At 60.4% G+C, this 13,998-nt stretch carries 16 protein-coding genes and 1 pseudogene; 9 read left to right on the forward strand and 8 right to left on the reverse strand.

All coding sequences use genetic code 11. The annotated features are described in order from the left end of the window. The first annotated feature begins 85 nt into the window (after nucleotides 1-85). The 5 genes and pseudogenes from LDZ23_RS21265 (at nucleotide 86) to LDZ23_RS21285 (ending at nucleotide 2,958) form a co-directional block, all read left to right on the forward strand. Nucleotides 86-565: a carboxymuconolactone decarboxylase family protein gene (locus LDZ23_RS21265; RefSeq protein WP_008347936.1), complete on the forward strand. Its 480-nt coding sequence runs from the start codon at nucleotides 86-88 to the stop codon at nucleotides 563-565. Nucleotides 566-603: 38 nt separating this feature from the next. Continuing rightward, nucleotides 604-1,011, forward strand: coding sequence for a cupin domain-containing protein (locus tag LDZ23_RS21270; protein WP_008347938.1), 408 nt, complete (start codon nucleotides 604-606; stop codon nucleotides 1,009-1,011). A gap of 76 nt (nucleotides 1,012-1,087) precedes the next feature. Beyond that, complete coding sequence (locus LDZ23_RS21275; RefSeq protein WP_033536192.1) at nucleotides 1,088-2,101, forward strand: LysR family transcriptional regulator; 1,014 nt, start codon at nucleotides 1,088-1,090, stop codon at nucleotides 2,099-2,101. A gap of 110 nt (nucleotides 2,102-2,211) precedes the next feature. Next, nucleotides 2,212-2,373: pseudogene (locus LDZ23_RS21280) on the forward strand (NAD-dependent epimerase/dehydratase family protein); the annotation flags it as partial. 51 nt (nucleotides 2,374-2,424) lie between these two features. Further along, entirely contained in the window at nucleotides 2,425-2,958 is a 534-nt protein-coding gene (locus LDZ23_RS21285) for an Ohr family peroxiredoxin (RefSeq protein ID WP_008347943.1), read from the forward strand. Here LDZ23_RS21285 and LDZ23_RS21290 read toward each other — a convergent pair. The 4 genes from LDZ23_RS21290 to LDZ23_RS21305 all read right to left on the reverse strand — a co-directional run bounded on the left by LDZ23_RS21290 (nucleotide 2,940) and on the right by LDZ23_RS21305 (nucleotide 7,353). Beyond that, entirely contained in the window at nucleotides 2,940-4,304 is a 1,365-nt protein-coding gene (locus LDZ23_RS21290; protein WP_008347945.1) for an MFS transporter, read from the reverse strand. The two genes, LDZ23_RS21285 and LDZ23_RS21290, sit on opposite strands and share 19 nt — an antisense overlap. A 71-nt stretch (nucleotides 4,305-4,375) precedes the next feature. Further along, the gene (locus tag LDZ23_RS21295; protein WP_008347947.1) at nucleotides 4,376-4,711 is read right to left on the reverse strand and encodes an NIPSNAP family protein; all 336 of its coding nucleotides are present in this window, start codon (nucleotides 4,709-4,711) and stop codon (nucleotides 4,376-4,378) included. Then, nucleotides 4,708-6,453, reverse strand: a complete 1,746-nt coding sequence (locus LDZ23_RS21300) for an FAD-dependent oxidoreductase (protein WP_008347949.1) — start codon at nucleotides 6,451-6,453, stop codon at nucleotides 4,708-4,710. The genes LDZ23_RS21295 and LDZ23_RS21300 overlap by 4 nt, the downstream gene beginning before the upstream one ends. A gap of 60 nt (nucleotides 6,454-6,513) precedes the next feature. Beyond that, the gene (locus LDZ23_RS21305; protein ID WP_244808211.1) at nucleotides 6,514-7,353 is read right to left on the reverse strand and encodes an SDR family NAD(P)-dependent oxidoreductase; all 840 of its coding nucleotides are present in this window, start codon (nucleotides 7,351-7,353) and stop codon (nucleotides 6,514-6,516) included. Nucleotides 7,354-7,489: 136 nt separating this feature from the next. On the opposite strand from LDZ23_RS21305, the gene LDZ23_RS21310 reads away from it, so the two are divergent. Both LDZ23_RS21310 and treA read left to right on the forward strand, forming a co-directional pair. Further along, nucleotides 7,490-8,383: a helix-turn-helix domain-containing protein gene (locus LDZ23_RS21310; protein ID WP_244808212.1), complete on the forward strand. Its 894-nt coding sequence runs from the start codon at nucleotides 7,490-7,492 to the stop codon at nucleotides 8,381-8,383. A gap of 133 nt (nucleotides 8,384-8,516) precedes the next feature. Then, nucleotides 8,517-10,166, forward strand: a complete 1,650-nt coding sequence (treA, locus tag LDZ23_RS21315) for an alpha,alpha-trehalase TreA (protein ID WP_008347955.1) — start codon at nucleotides 8,517-8,519, stop codon at nucleotides 10,164-10,166. A 60-nt stretch (nucleotides 10,167-10,226) separates the two neighbouring features. On the opposite strand, the gene LDZ23_RS21320 is transcribed toward treA, so the two are convergent. Further along, the gene (locus tag LDZ23_RS21320) at nucleotides 10,227-10,463 is read right to left on the reverse strand and encodes a tautomerase family protein (protein WP_008347957.1); all 237 of its coding nucleotides are present in this window, start codon (nucleotides 10,461-10,463) and stop codon (nucleotides 10,227-10,229) included. Between the two features lie 69 nt (nucleotides 10,464-10,532). Beyond that, nucleotides 10,533-11,243, reverse strand: coding sequence for an SDR family NAD(P)-dependent oxidoreductase (locus LDZ23_RS21325; protein WP_008347959.1), 711 nt, complete (start codon nucleotides 11,241-11,243; stop codon nucleotides 10,533-10,535). A 186-nt stretch (nucleotides 11,244-11,429) separates the two neighbouring features. On the opposite strand from LDZ23_RS21325, the gene LDZ23_RS21330 reads away from it, so the two are divergent. Continuing rightward, on the forward strand, nucleotides 11,430-12,152 hold the full coding sequence (locus tag LDZ23_RS21330; protein ID WP_008347961.1) for a haloacid dehalogenase type II: 723 nt from the start codon (nucleotides 11,430-11,432) through the stop codon (nucleotides 12,150-12,152). A 33-nt stretch (nucleotides 12,153-12,185) separates the two neighbouring features. Here the strand turns inward: LDZ23_RS21330 and LDZ23_RS21335 are convergent, their stop codons facing one another. Continuing rightward, the gene (locus LDZ23_RS21335) at nucleotides 12,186-12,479 is read right to left on the reverse strand and encodes a DUF1330 domain-containing protein (protein ID WP_008347963.1); all 294 of its coding nucleotides are present in this window, start codon (nucleotides 12,477-12,479) and stop codon (nucleotides 12,186-12,188) included. A gap of 228 nt (nucleotides 12,480-12,707) precedes the next feature. Here LDZ23_RS21335 and LDZ23_RS21340 point away from each other — a divergent pair, with 228 nt between their 5' ends. After that, entirely contained in the window at nucleotides 12,708-13,007 is a 300-nt protein-coding gene (locus LDZ23_RS21340; protein ID WP_008347964.1) for a DUF4148 domain-containing protein, read from the forward strand. 48 nt (nucleotides 13,008-13,055) lie between these two features. Here the strand turns inward: LDZ23_RS21340 and LDZ23_RS21345 are convergent, their stop codons facing one another. After that, nucleotides 13,056-13,937 carry an isocitrate lyase/PEP mutase family protein gene (locus LDZ23_RS21345; RefSeq protein ID WP_008347967.1) on the reverse strand — a complete coding sequence of 294 codons (882 nt, stop codon included), beginning with the start codon at nucleotides 13,935-13,937 and terminating at the stop codon, nucleotides 13,056-13,058. Between the last annotated feature and the right edge of the window lie 61 nt (nucleotides 13,938-13,998).

The raw sequence follows: 13,998 nt of genomic DNA on the forward strand, positions 1-13,998 counted from the left end.
ACAGCGTGGGCACGTTCGCGTGTCTACCGCGACAAGCCGCGCAAACCTAGGATGACATCCATCTTCAACCAGACATGGAGTCATCATGACGCAGCGAGTCAACTACATTCAACAATCTCCCGAGCTTTTCCGGAAGTTCTATGAGTTCAGTCAGGCGGTGCGTGAATGCTCGATCGAGCAGACGACCCGCGATCTCGTGACGCTTCGCGCATCGCAAATGAATGGCTGTGCGTTTTGCGTCGATATGCATGTGAAGGAAGCGAAGATTCATGGCGAGCGCGAACTGCGCACGCATCACGTTGCGATCTGGCGTGAATCGCCGCTGTTTTCGCCGCGCGAACGTGCCGCGCTCGCGTGGACCGAAGTGCTGACGCGCATTCCCGAGCATGGCGTGTCCGACGATCTCTTTGCACGCGTGCGTGAGCAGTTTTCGGAGAAGGAGTTGTCGGATCTGACGTACATCATCATCGAGATCAATGGGTGGAACCGTGCGAATGTCGCGTTTCAGACGGTTCCGGGTTCGTCGGATAAAGCTTTCGGCCTGGACAAGGCAAACCTGTCGTAGTGCGTTCGCGCCGTCGTTCGATCATGGGAGAACGGATCATGCACAGCATCAAACGCGTGGGACTTGCACTCGTCTTCGGATGCGCGGCGCTCGCGGCGAGCACGGCGCACGCGGCGCCGGAGGCCATCGTCAAGGAACTCATGACGAAGCCGCTTCCGGAATATCCCGGCAAGGAGGCGCTGATGATCAGCGTGGAGTATCCTCCGGGCGCGGTCGATCCCGTGCATCGTCACGACGCTCATGCCTACGTATATGTCCTGGAAGGTACGATCGTCATGCAGGTTCGCGGCGGCAAGGCCGTGACGCTCAAAGCCGGCGATACCTTTTATGAAGGCCCTGACGACATTCACACTGTGGGACGCAACGCGAGCAACACGAAGCGCGCGAAATTCATCGTGCTGCTTCTCAAAGACAAGGACAAGCCCGTTCTGACGCCCGTTAAATAAAAAATTCGGCATGGCGCGTCACAAACCGTGTGGCGCAAACGTCTTGTTGGACAGAGCCACTACGTTTCGTGCCGCCATGCCATCAGACCTTGTGTGTCATTCCGACGATTCTCTCGCGTATAGCTTCGTAGCGAGTTATGCGGGCGTCGTTTCTTTTCTTGCCGTCGCCAACGAAGGCAGCTTCGCGAAAGCGAGCGACCGCCTGGGCATCGGCCGTTCCGCCGTCAGCCGCAACGTACAGAAGCTGGAAGCACAGCTCGATGCGCGTCTCTTCCTGCGCACGACGCGGAGCACGTCGCTCACACGCGAAGGCGAGCTCTTCTACAAGAATTGTCAGCCAGGCGTGGAGCGCATCGTGCAGGCGCTGGAGGACATGCGCGAGTTGCGCAACGGGCCGCCACGCGGTCACTTGCGCATCGCGTCGGCACCGGGCTTCGGCCGCAAGGTCGTCGCGCCGCTTCTAGCCGGCTTTAATGCACGCTATCCGGACATCGCACTCGAACTGCTGCTGAACGATCGTCCGTGCGATTTCACGGCAGATCGGGTGGATGTCGCGTTTCGCGATGGTCACATGGAAGATAGCGAAGTCGTTGCAAAGCAATTGATTCCGATGCAGATGATCGTCTGCGCATCGCCGGCGTATGCGCGCGAGCACGGCCTGCCGCGTCATGTCGACGATCTCGACGACCATCGCTGCATCAATTTCCGCGCGCCGGCGGGGCGCATCGCTGAATGGGAATTCAAGGTCGACGGCCTTGCGCGAAAGCGCTCGCCTGCGGCCCGGCAAACCTTCAACGATATCGACCTGATGCTGCAAGCAGTGCTCGACGGGCAGGGCATCGCACAACTGCCTGCGTATCTCGCCGGCGATTCGCTCAAGGCCGGGCGCCTCGTCACGTGTCTCGCGCAATACGCGCCCGACGATGGCGGCCACTATCTTTGCTATCTCAGCCGCAAGCATTTGCCCGCGCGCGTGCGTGTATTCGTCGATTACATGACCGAGCAGACGCGCGCGCTTGATCTGCATTGCCTGACGACGTTCATCACGAACCCACGTGCGGGCGTGCAGCAGCTCGTCTCAACCGATTGATGCATCGAAGGCAACACTGCGCATCCGTGCGAGGCGCTACCGGATGCACGCCTGCACGCCTACGATGCGTCACGCATCGCGCATTCGCGCATCGTTTCGAGGAGGAAATCATGAACATCGTAGTCATCGGCGGAAGCGGACTCATCGGCAGCAAGGTCGTGGAGCGTCTGCGTGCGCGCGGGCACGAAGTAATCGCGGCATCGCCGGCATCAGGCGTCGACACGATGACAGGAAAGGGCCTGCAAGAAGGGTTGCAGGACGCGCGCGAGGTCGCGGCGCCTTGAGCGATCGTGCAACGTTCGCGCGAAGAATGGATGACCGCCATGGAGCATATCGATCCGCCGCCCGTCAGCCTGCTCGACAGGTATCAAGGACGCGACGTGCAACCCCTGTATTCGACGACCGTCGCGGTGACGGGTGGCGATGCGGGACATGGCCGCGCGACGGGCGAGGCACGATCCGACGACGGCAATCTCGCTCTTGACCTGCGTATGCCCGAGGCGCTCGGCGGTCCCGGCGGCGGCACGAACCCCGAGCAACTGTTCGCCGCGGCCTACGCTGCATGTTTTCATGGCGCGATGGTCCTGCTTGCGGCGCGCGCCGGCATCGTTGTCGCGGCTGCAAGCGTGTACGTCACGGTCGAATTCAGCCGCGATCCGATGGACGGGCTCTTCGTGTTGACCGCCCACACACGCGTGCAGATGCCCGGCATCGAACGCAGCGTAGCTGAGGAACTCGTGCGCAGCACGGAACGCTTTTGCCCTTATACGAAGATGGCGCGTCAAGGCATCGTCAACATAGTTGCGCTTGCAAATACCGACGATGCCTCGAAAGCACATCAAGTCATCAAACGTTGAGTGGTTTCACTCGCTCTATCGCGCCGGCTCAACGCGCCCAACGCGAACGCGGCGATGATTGCGGGAATCGCGAGCAGCGTGAAGACCGCGCCAAATTGCAGCCCCATGCTCATGAGCACGCCGCCGGTCATTGCGCCCGCGACCGCGCCCATGCGGCCGATGCCAAGCATCCATGCGACGCCGGTCGCGCGGCTTCGCGTCGGATAGAACGACGCGGCGAGCGCCGACATCGATGTAACCGCGCTCGTCACCGCTGTTCCGGTCAGGAAGATCAGCACAGCAAGCCAGAACTGATCCGCGATGCCGCGTCCGATTGTCAGGACCATCGCCGCTGCGAGCACATAAGCGCACGCGTTCACGCGTCGCGGATTGGCCTTGCCCATCACCCAGCCAAGGCACAGGTTGCCGAGAATGCCGCCGAGCGGAAAGAGCGATGTCGTGAGCGCAGCGCGCTCGGCGGAGAAGCCTGCATCCTTGAAAAGCGTAGGAAGCCAGTTCGTCAGCAGATAGAAGATCATCAGCCCCATGAAATAGGCGAGCCATAACATGGACGTGCCAAAGCGATAGGGACGCGAGACGATGATGCCGAGCGAAGATTTGTCGGCGCCGGCCGTGCGCGTATCGGCAGAAGTGAACGTGACGCGCGCGCCTTCCGCGAGACGCGGATCGTTCGAGATGCGGCGCAGGACGCGCGCGATCTTTCGCGTAGGGCGTTGTCTCACGACCATGAACTGTGCGGACTCGGGCAACAGAACGAGCAACAGCACGGTGAGCACGATAGGACCGAGTCCGCCGGCGACGAGCACGCTTTGCCAGCCGAAATGCGGTATGAGCCATGCGGCGCAGAGCCCGCCAAGCGATAGTCCTACGGAGAAGCCGCAGAACATCGCATTGACGGCGATAGCACGAACGCGCGCCGGTGCGTATTCGGACATCAGCGTGACCGCGTTGGGCATTGCCGCGCCGAGACCCAGGCCGGTGAGGAAGCGCCACGCGGTTAGTGTTTCGACTGAGCTTGCTTGTGCCGATGCGAGGCTCCATACGCCAAAGAAGAACACGGAAAGGGCAAGCACCGCCTTGCGTCCGATACGGTCGGCGGCCGGCCCGGCCACGAGCGCGCCGATGCCGAGACCGACGAGCGCCGCACTCATCACCGGGCCTAACGCGGCGCGCGTGATGCCCCAGTCGCCGATCAACGACGGCGCGATAAAACCGATTGCCGCGGTATCGAAACCGTCGGCCGCGACGACGAGAAAGCACAGGATCAGAATGACCCATTGATAGGGCGAGAAGCGCTCGCCGTCGATAAAGCTCTGGACCTCGATGGTCCCGACGTTCTTTTCCATGCCGTTATGTCTCCATTCATTCATGTGCAAGCGGAAGAATGCGGCCTTCGTCGTGCCGCTATGCCGCGCGCTTATCGAACTGCTGGCGAAAGACTCTTGAACTCGACGCGCCTGATGATGCGGCTTTCCTGGGCGACGATGAGATGCGCCGACGCATGCAGATAAGCGGGCCATTCGGGGTCGTTGTCGCGCGCGGTGCGCCGCTGGTCGTAATCCGCGATGCTCTCGTAGCCCCACAGATGCACGACCTGATTCAACGCGCCGATATCGCTCATATAGAAACCTACGGGCGCGCCGAGATATCTGGTCTGAATAGGCATCGCTAGACGGTCGAATACGTCGATGAATTCCGACATGCCGCGCGGCTTGATCGTATAGATGCGGTGATCGATGAAGGGCTTGCTCATGCTGCGCTCCTCAATTCGCTGGACTTCGCGTGCGCGTCGACGCTGCCCGCGAGATGCAATCCGGTGAGATAACCGAACGTCATGATTGGACCGAGCGTGATGCCCGCGCCGGGGTAGTTGCCGCCCATGACGCTCGCGCGGTCGTTGCCGACGGCATAGAGCCCTGGTATCGGCTCGCTGCCCTTGAGTACCTGGCCATGCGGATTCGTCGCGATTCCGTCGAAGGTGCCGAGATCGCCCATAACGACCTTGAGCGCGTAGTACGGACCGTCGCCAATCGGTGCGATGCAAGGATTCGGCTTGTGAGCGGCATCGCCGAGATAGCGGTTGAAAGATGTCGTGCCACGGCCGAAAGCAGTGTCCTTGCCCTGCGTGGCATCGCGGTTATAGTCGCGGACCGTCGCTTCGAGCGCTGTGGCGTCGATGCCTGTCCGCCGTGCCAGTTCCGCGAGCGTGCGGCCTTTGACGAGATATCCGTTCTTCAGATGAGGACCGACCGGTAGCGGCGCGGGCTTTACAAAGCCGAGGCCGTATTTGCGAATCGTCGCGTGATCGCAGATGAGCCACATGGCTGTTTCGCTTTCATCGCGACAGGCTTCGATCATCGCTGCGCCGACATCGTGGTAGGAATTCGATTCGTTGGTGAAGCGCACGCCGCTGCGTGTCACGCCGATCAAGCCCGGCTTGTAGCGATCGAGCAGATGCGGGAACACGCCGTATTTGCCGCCTTTTAGCGGCACGCGCGAGACCGGCATCCACGCAGCGGGCTGCGGATAGCGAATATCGACACGTCCGCCCACGCGCTCGGCCATGCGCGCGCCATCGCCGGTATTGCCTGCCGGCACAGGCGATACATGTTCGCCGCCGCGCCGCACATGCGGATAGGCCTTTGCGATGCGCGCGACATCGTGAGAGAAGCCGCCACACGCCAGCACGACACCGCGTCGCGCAACGATGCGCGTTTCATGTCCGTTCGCAATCACGATCGCCCCGGTCACGCGGCCCTTCAACGTAATCAGTTCTTTCGCGCTCGTTCGCGTGTGAATCGGAATGCCGAGATCGAGCGTGGATTTCGCGAGGCGCGCGGCGAGTGCGTTGCCGCTCGTGATCTGCACGCCGCGCTTGTATTGTGCGAGTTCCCGGATATGGCTCGCGAGTCGCTTCGCGACATACCACGCGGATTCGATCGATTTCGTCGCGTTAAAGAAATGCTTGAGATCCGCGCTCGACGAATTGAACATCATGCCGATGAAAGTTATCGTCTTGAGCGGCGGGCGCAGGCGCACGATGTCCGAGCCAAGCGCGCGTGCGTCGAACGGTTTTGCAACGACGGAACGTCCCACGTCGACACCGCCCGGCGCATCGGGATGATAGTCGGGGTAGAGCGTCGGCAGAAATTCGACCGAGGTCTCGCGCTCGAAGAAATCGATCATGCGTGGGCCGCTTTCAAGGAACGCTTCGACGGCTGCTTCGTCATACATCGCGCCCGTTTCGCTGCGCATGTATCGAACTGCGGCTTCGCGCGTATCCTGCACGCCCGCTTCTTTCGCGTGGCGATTTCCCGGTATCCACAAGACGCCGCCCGAGAACGCGGTCGTGCCGCCGAAGTATTCCTCCTTCTCGACGACGATCACGTCGAGCCCTTGCTTCTTCGCTGTAATGGCCGTGGAAAGGCCGCCGGCGCCCGAGCCGATCACGAGCACATCGCAAGCGAGATCGGACGACCGCGTTACGGTAGTCATGATGAAGTCCTTTGATTGAAGCCGGGCGTTTCGCACGCCCGTGAGATGAGAAGCAGTGTGTCAGGCGTTGCGCGGCGCTTCGAAGCCGGGACGTGGAACGAGATCCATCAACATGCATTCGAAACCGCCGTCGACGGCAAGCTCCGCGCCGTTCACATAGGCCGCGCGCTGGCTTGCGAGGAATGCAACCACCTCGGCGATATCGCGCGGTTCGCCGATGCGCCGGCTTGCGATCATTGCGCTGCGGCGCGCTTCGACATCGCCTTGCTCATAGAACGCCATCGAAAGCGGCGTGCGGATCATGCCGGGGCAGACCGTATTGCTGCGCACGCCGCGCACGCCCCATTCGGCGGCGATCTGACGGGATAACATTGCGATGCCCGCCTTGCTCGGGCTATATGCGCCGCTCCACGTCTGCGGATGATGCGCCGCCACCGATGCGATATGCACGATGCTTCCGGCGCCGCGCGCGAGCATGTCGCGCCCGAATGCCTGCGCACATAACATGTAGCCGGTGAGATTGACGGCGAGCATCGCATTCCATGCATCGAGGCCGATATCTTCGATGCCGCCCGCGCGCAACAGGCCTGCGTTATTGACGAGCACATCGACATGACCGAACTTGCGTGCAACCTGATCGCGTGCGCGGTTCACGCTCGTTGCATCGCCGATATCGCAAGTTATGGCGATAGCATCGACGCCAGTCGCGCGCAATGCTTGCGCCGCATCGTTGCAGCCCGCTTCATCGCGATCGAGTAGCGCGAGCCTTGCGCCCGCATCGGCGAATGTCGATGCAATGGCGCGCCCGATTCCGCCGGCCGAACCCGTCACTACGCATACGCTCGATTCGAGGCCGAGCCAATGCTGCGCGGTGTGATCCCGCGCGACCTGATTAGTCATCCTTGTCTCCTGAGTTCGTTCGATGCAAAGGCGCCGATAGCCTTGCCTGTGAAAAAAGTATATTCACGGCCATGCACGAAAGATTGGACAAAGGACGCAGACGACAGGACAATTTGTGCATCAGGAGACGCAGGATATGAGGAAAATCCCTAACTACAACTTGTACGGGGAATCGGCGCGTCCGCCGTGGTATGACGCGTTCAACTTCGAATGGATCGTCGAGCGCAGCGCGCCCAACGACTGGCATATCGACGCGCATCGCCACGACGCGCTCTTGCAATTTCTGTACATTCGCGGCGGCGGCGGGCAAGTGCTGATCGAGAACAGCATGATCGATCTCGTGCCGCCGTGCGTCATCATGCTGCCCGCGCAAACGGTTCATGGATTCAACTTCGCGCCGAACGTGGATGGTCTCGTCGTGACCGTCGCGCAAAGATCGATCGAGGCGCTGGCATCGATCGCGGCGCCGGGACTCGTTCCGGTGTTGCAACGCGCAGGCGTCTCGCGCATGAGTGCCCACTCCGTGAAGGAAAGCGCATTCGTGCCGATCGTCGAATTGCTCGAGAAGGAATTCCGCGCGACGAATCGCGGTCACATGGCGGCGGGCATGTCGCTATTGATTGCACTCTTTGTGTATGTCGTGCGCCTATGCGAAAGCGCATCTGCGCCGAGTGTCGCATCGACCGAAAGGCGGGCGCAGCAGATCAAGCGCTTCAGGGAACTGGTGGCCGCGCATTTTCGCGAGCATCGACCTGTCGAGTTCTATGCGCAGAAGCTCGGCATGACGGTCACACAACTCGGGCGGATATGCCGCGAAGAGATCTCGAGTTCGCCGCTCGCAATGATCAACGAGCATCTTGTGCGCGAGGCGCAGCGCGATCTCGTTTATTCCAGCATGTCGGTCAAGCAGATCGCACATGGACTGGGCTTTGCCGATATCGCTTATTTCAGCCGCTATTTTCGCAAGCAGACCGGCGTCACGCCGACCCGATTCCAGGCGGAAGCGCACAAGGCGCTGGCCATTCAATAGCCCGTTCGCTTCCTTCTTCGAGGGTTGCCAGCTTCGTACAAGCGTGCGATGCTTCGCCGTGCTGTAAATCGATAACAACAAGAAAGGCCCGAGCGAGACCAGTCCGGTTTAATCACCCTTCGAAGGAGTGAACATGATCGTACTGTCATCGGATCCAGCGGCGCACGACGCGTCGCGGCGCTTCCGCATAAAGGCACGCGGAATGCTGTGCGCCTGGCTCGTCATGAGCTCGGCTGCCAATGTCGCCTATGCCGACGCACAAACGGCGTATACGCTTCTGCCGCCACCCAGCGAGTTATACGGTGACCTTTTCGTCGCCGTGCAGACGCAGGGCGTCTATCCCGATCAGAAGACTTTCGTCGATGCCATACCCAAGATAGACCCCGCGCAGATCGTGCAGGCTTATCATCAGCAGATGTCGGTGCCGGGCTTCTCGCTCGCGACGTTCGTCGCACAATACTTCACGCCGCCGACGGATCAGGTGATTACGCCGCCGCCGAATCAGAGCCTGCGCGAACATATCGACTGGCTTTGGCCCGAACTCACGCGTCTGACGACGACCGCGAACGTACCCGCCAACAGTTCCCTGATTCCGATGCCAAAGCAGTACGTGGTGCCTGGCGGACGCTTTCGGGAAGGTTACTACTGGGATACCTATTTCACGATGCTCGGTCTGCAGGAGGCAGGCCGCGAAGATCTCGTCGACGATATGCTCGATAACTTCGCGTATCTGATCGACACGATCGGCCATATTCCGAATGGCAATCGCACATACTATGTGAGCCGTTCGCAGCCGCCGTTCTTCTCCTATATGGTCGAACTTGCCGCGCACAAGGAAGGTGGACGTGTTTATCAGAAGTATTTGCCGCAATTGCGCCGCGAACATGATTACTGGATGCAAGGAGCGGATACGCTGCAGCCAGGCGGCGCGGTACGCAACGTCGTGATGATGCCGGACAAGACCGTGCTCAATCGGTATTGGGACGAACGCGATACGCCGCGCGACGAGTCCTACTCGGAAGACGTGGCGACCGCCAAGCTGGTCACGAACCGTCCGGCGAACGAGGTGTATCGCGACTTGCGTGCGGCGGCCGAAAGCGGCTGGGACTTCAGCTCGCGCTGGTTCGGCGACAATATGACGCTTGCGACGATCCGCACGACATCGATCATTCCCGTCGATTTGAATAGCCTGATGTTCCACCTCGAAACGACGATCGCAATCGGTTGCGGCGAGGCGCGTGATTTCCGTTGTGTCGGCGAATTCGTGGGGCGTGCGGCCAAACGCGCGATCGGCATCAACAGATATCTCTGGAACAAGAACGGGTATTACGGCGATTACGACTGGAAACTCGGTCAGCCGCGCAACAACCCATCGGCTGCTATGCTCTATCCGCTCTTCGCCAACGTGGCGTGGCCGGAGCGCGCGCACAAGACCGCGGAAACCGTCGAAGCGATCTTGCTCAAGCCGGGCGGACTCACGACGACCATGTACAACACGACGCAGCAATGGGACGCGCCGAATGGCTGGGCGCCATTGCACTGGATCGCCGTGCAAGGATTGAAGCGCTATGGGCGCAGCGATCTCGCGCAACAGATCGGCACGCGCTTTCTTGCCGACGTGAATAACGTCTATAACACTCAACATAAGCTCGTTGAGAAGTACATCGTGGAAGGTAGTGGAACGGGCGGCGGAGGAGGTGGGGAATATCCGTTACAGGATGGTTTCGGATGGACGAATGGCGTGACGCTGAAACTGCTCGATCTCTATTCGCCGGGGCAATGAGCCGATGAAACGGCGGGCATCGTCAAAGGTCATGTAGCGATGCCCGCGTTCCGGTTCGCGTCAATCCTTCTTCGCCTGCTTTTGCCGCCGATATTCCGGTACTGTCATGCCGCCCACGCCCCAGTTCTCCATTTCCACTTCCTGGATGACGACGAACGTGGTATCGAGCGGCTTGTTCAATACTTCGAGAAGGAGTTGGCTCGCGCCCTCGATGAGTTGCTTCTTTTCCTCGGCAGTCACCGCGTTCGTGCCGGGCTTGTTGCCTTCGCGTGTCACCTGAATCGTTACGATCGGCATGACGATCTCCTTGAGTGGGAAACGACGAAGCGCCTGCGAGAGGCGCATCCTCAACGGGTAAAGAATCGATCAATGTCCCGCGCTTTGACCGCCGTCGACGTGCAGGATCTCGCCCGTCACGAACGGCGCCGCATCAAGATACAGCACCGCGTTCGCGATGTCGCTCATTTCGCCCATGTGTCCCATCGGATGGAGTGCGCCGAGCGCGTCGTGCGTTTCGGGCGCATGCATCGGCGACTTGATGATGCCGGGCGACACTGCATTCGCGCGAATGCCTGACTTCGCATACTCGATAGCAAGCGACTTTGTCGCGGAATTCAGACCGCCCTTGGTCAGCGACGCCAATACCGAAGGCACGCCGCTTACCGCATGATCCACGAGCGACGTCGTGATGCTGACGATGTGGCCGCTCTTGTTCTTTTCCATTTGCTCGATAGCCAGTTGCGTGATGTGGAAGAAGCCATTCACATTCACCTTCAGAACCGCGGCATAGTCTTCCTGCGTATATTGCGTGAAAGGCTTCGCGACGAATACGCCGGCGTTGTTGACGAGCGTATCGATGCGGCCGAACTTTGCGATTGCCGCTTCGACCACGCGCTGCGCGGTGGCGCGATCGCCGATATCACCGGCGACAGCGACGACGTTCGGATCGTCCGGTTGCTGAATTGAACGGGCGGTCGCGACGACGCGATAACCTTGCGCACGGAATGCCTTGACGATTTCAGCGCCGATGCCTTGCGATGCACCGGTAACGATAGCGACTTTGCTTGCGTTGCTCATGATGAACCTCGATGAATGTTGGTTTGGGCCTGTTGCGGATCGGACCGACGGCTCCGATGGCTCGTAATCTAGGCCTTTCGAGATTCCTTGCGTACACCCGTGATGGACAATCAGTCTTGCGTGCGAGGAACAAATGGGCCGCAGCGAAATCGATCAGACGAATGAATCACCGATAGGAGAAACGACGTGACGCTGCAAAACGTAAAGGCCTTCGTGTTCGATGTATTCGGCACGGTAGTGGACTGGCGCGGCGGAGTTGCACGCGAGGCTGCGCCATTTCTTCAACGCCACGGCGCAATCGACGCAACGCCCGAAGCGTTCGCCGATGCATGGCGAAGCCGCTACGTGCCTGCGATGCGCAAGGTGATCAACGGGGAGCGGCCATTCGTGCGGCTCGATGTGCTGCATCGCGAGAATCTGCTCGACGTGCTGCCGGAGTTCGGCATCGATCCGAATGCCGTGGCTGCCGAAGCGCTCGAAGAGTTGAATCTTGCATGGCATCGGCTCGATCCGTGGCCGGATTCGATAACGGGTTTGCAACGGCTCAAGGCGCGCCATATCATCGCGCCGCTTTCGAACGGCAATATTCGATTAATGGTCGATATGGCGAAGCGCGCCGGTCTGCCTTGGGATGCGATTCTCGGCGCGGAGATTGCGCAAATCTATAAGCCCGATCCGCAGGCGTATTTACGCACGGCCGAAGTGTTGATGCTGACGCCGGAAGAAGTATGTCTCGTCGCCGCGCATAACGACGATCTCGCGGCGGCAAGAAGGTGTGGGTTGCGCACGGCGTTCATCGCACGGCCCTATGAACGCGGTCCCGCTCAGACAGTGGATTTAAAAGCCGAAAGCGATTGGGATGTCGTTGCCAAGGATATGAACGAATTGGCCGATGCCGTGGGTGCGTGAGCGCTGCGAGCATCGGCCAATGACGAGCTGGATTTAAGCGACGCCTTCGACGATGCGGAAGTCGCGCACGACGGAATCGCCCAGCACTTCCAGTGCGCGCTTATACGTTGCACTGTTATAGGCGGCGACGGCTGCTTCGAGTGAATCGTATTCGATGACGACGGTGCGCTCGAGCACGCCTTCGCCTTGCACCATCGACGCAACGCCGCGCACGAGCGGACGGCCGCCGCCTTCTGCAATAGCCTGCGTTGCGATCTTCGAGTATTCCGCAACCTGATCGGGCTTCATGATTTTTGTGTACACACTGACCCAATATCCCTTTGCCATCTTTATCTCCAGTGTTTGAAGGGCGCCTTGCGCCATGAGGCGAACGCACTGTGCATTTGCATTCAGTCCGGCGGACAGCATAGCAAATTCTCGATTAAGCGCGTTTCGGTGAAAGGTGCTTTCTTGCGCTAGGGGTTAACCCGAGAGCACCTGCGTCATAAACTGCTTTCACTGCTTCGAAAGGCACTGTGTTCGAAGCCGGGCACCTTATAACACTGGAGTTTCATCATGAAGTCGATCATCCGCGCAGCACTCGTCGCAACCGCTCTCGTCATTCCCGTCGCTTCGTTCGCGCAAAGCCAGATCACGCGCGCTCAAGTGCGCGCGGAATTGGCGGCATTGGAGAGCGTCGGCTATCACGTCGGCGACGGCGATCAGGCGCACTATCCCGAAGCCATTCAAGCGGCCGAAGCGAAGCTCGCCGCACGCGATGGTGCGACGGCCTATGGCGGCGCGGCCAACGGTGCATCGCAATCGGGTAGCGCACGTGTGTCGCAGTCCGACTGGAACGCAATGTACTCGCGCTAAATGCGTGAATGACTGAAGCGGTCTATATGACCGCCTCAGGCGATGCATTCAGTCCGCAGCGTATTTGCGGTCGAGTGCATCGAAGAGCGGCTTGTTCACAAGCCGCTGACGCTCGGCGAAAGGCGCAACGACAGCGGGATTTTCGTCGAGACGTCCCTGCGATTTCAAGGCGCCGAGCGCGGTCTGCATGCCGCGCACGGCGCTTTGCAATGCCGCATTTGCATAGAGCACGAGGCTGAAGCCGAGGCGTTCGAGATCCGCGCGGTCGGTAACAGGCGTCTTTCCGCCGATCACGATGTTGATCAGTTGCGGCGCGTCGAGCAGCTTCGGCAGTGACGCGATTTGCTCCGGCGTTTCGATCGCTTCGACGAAGAGAATGTCGGCGCCCGCTTCGACGAATGCGCGTGCTCGTTCGATCGCTGCATCGAAGCCCTCCACCGCGCACGCATCGGTGCGCGCGATGATCAGAAAGTTATCGTCTTCGCGGGCATCCGCCGCTGCGCGTATCTTCCCTACCATTTCATTCGTCGATATCACGGCTTTGCCCGCGAAGTGCCCGCATTTCTTCGGCATAACCTGATCTTCGAGCTGAATGGCGTCCGCGCCCGCGCGCTCCAGCGTGCGTACCGTGTGACGCACGTTGAGCGCATTGCCGAAGCCCGTGTCCGCGTCGACGATAAGCGGCAGGTCCACTGCATCGCGGATGCGCGACGTATGCTCCGCGATTTCCGCGAGTCCCATGAAGCCGAGATCCGGCAGGCCGAGCGACATGTTGGTTACACCTGCACCGGTGATGTAGATCGCCTCGAAGCCGAGATCGGCGGCGACTTGCGCGCTCATTGCGTTGAATGCGCCGGGCAGCAGCAGGGCGCTGCGAGCGTTGACCCGTTCGCGAAAGGCCGCGCGGCGGCGCGAGGATGAAGTGGTCATGGCTAAGGTTCCGGAAAGATAGTTCGTGTTCAGCGTCGATGCATGCGCCAGCGTCTGCAAT

This window comes from Caballeronia zhejiangensis (assembly GCF_022879815.1).
GTDB lineage: Bacteria > Pseudomonadota > Gammaproteobacteria > Burkholderiales > Burkholderiaceae > Caballeronia > Caballeronia zhejiangensis.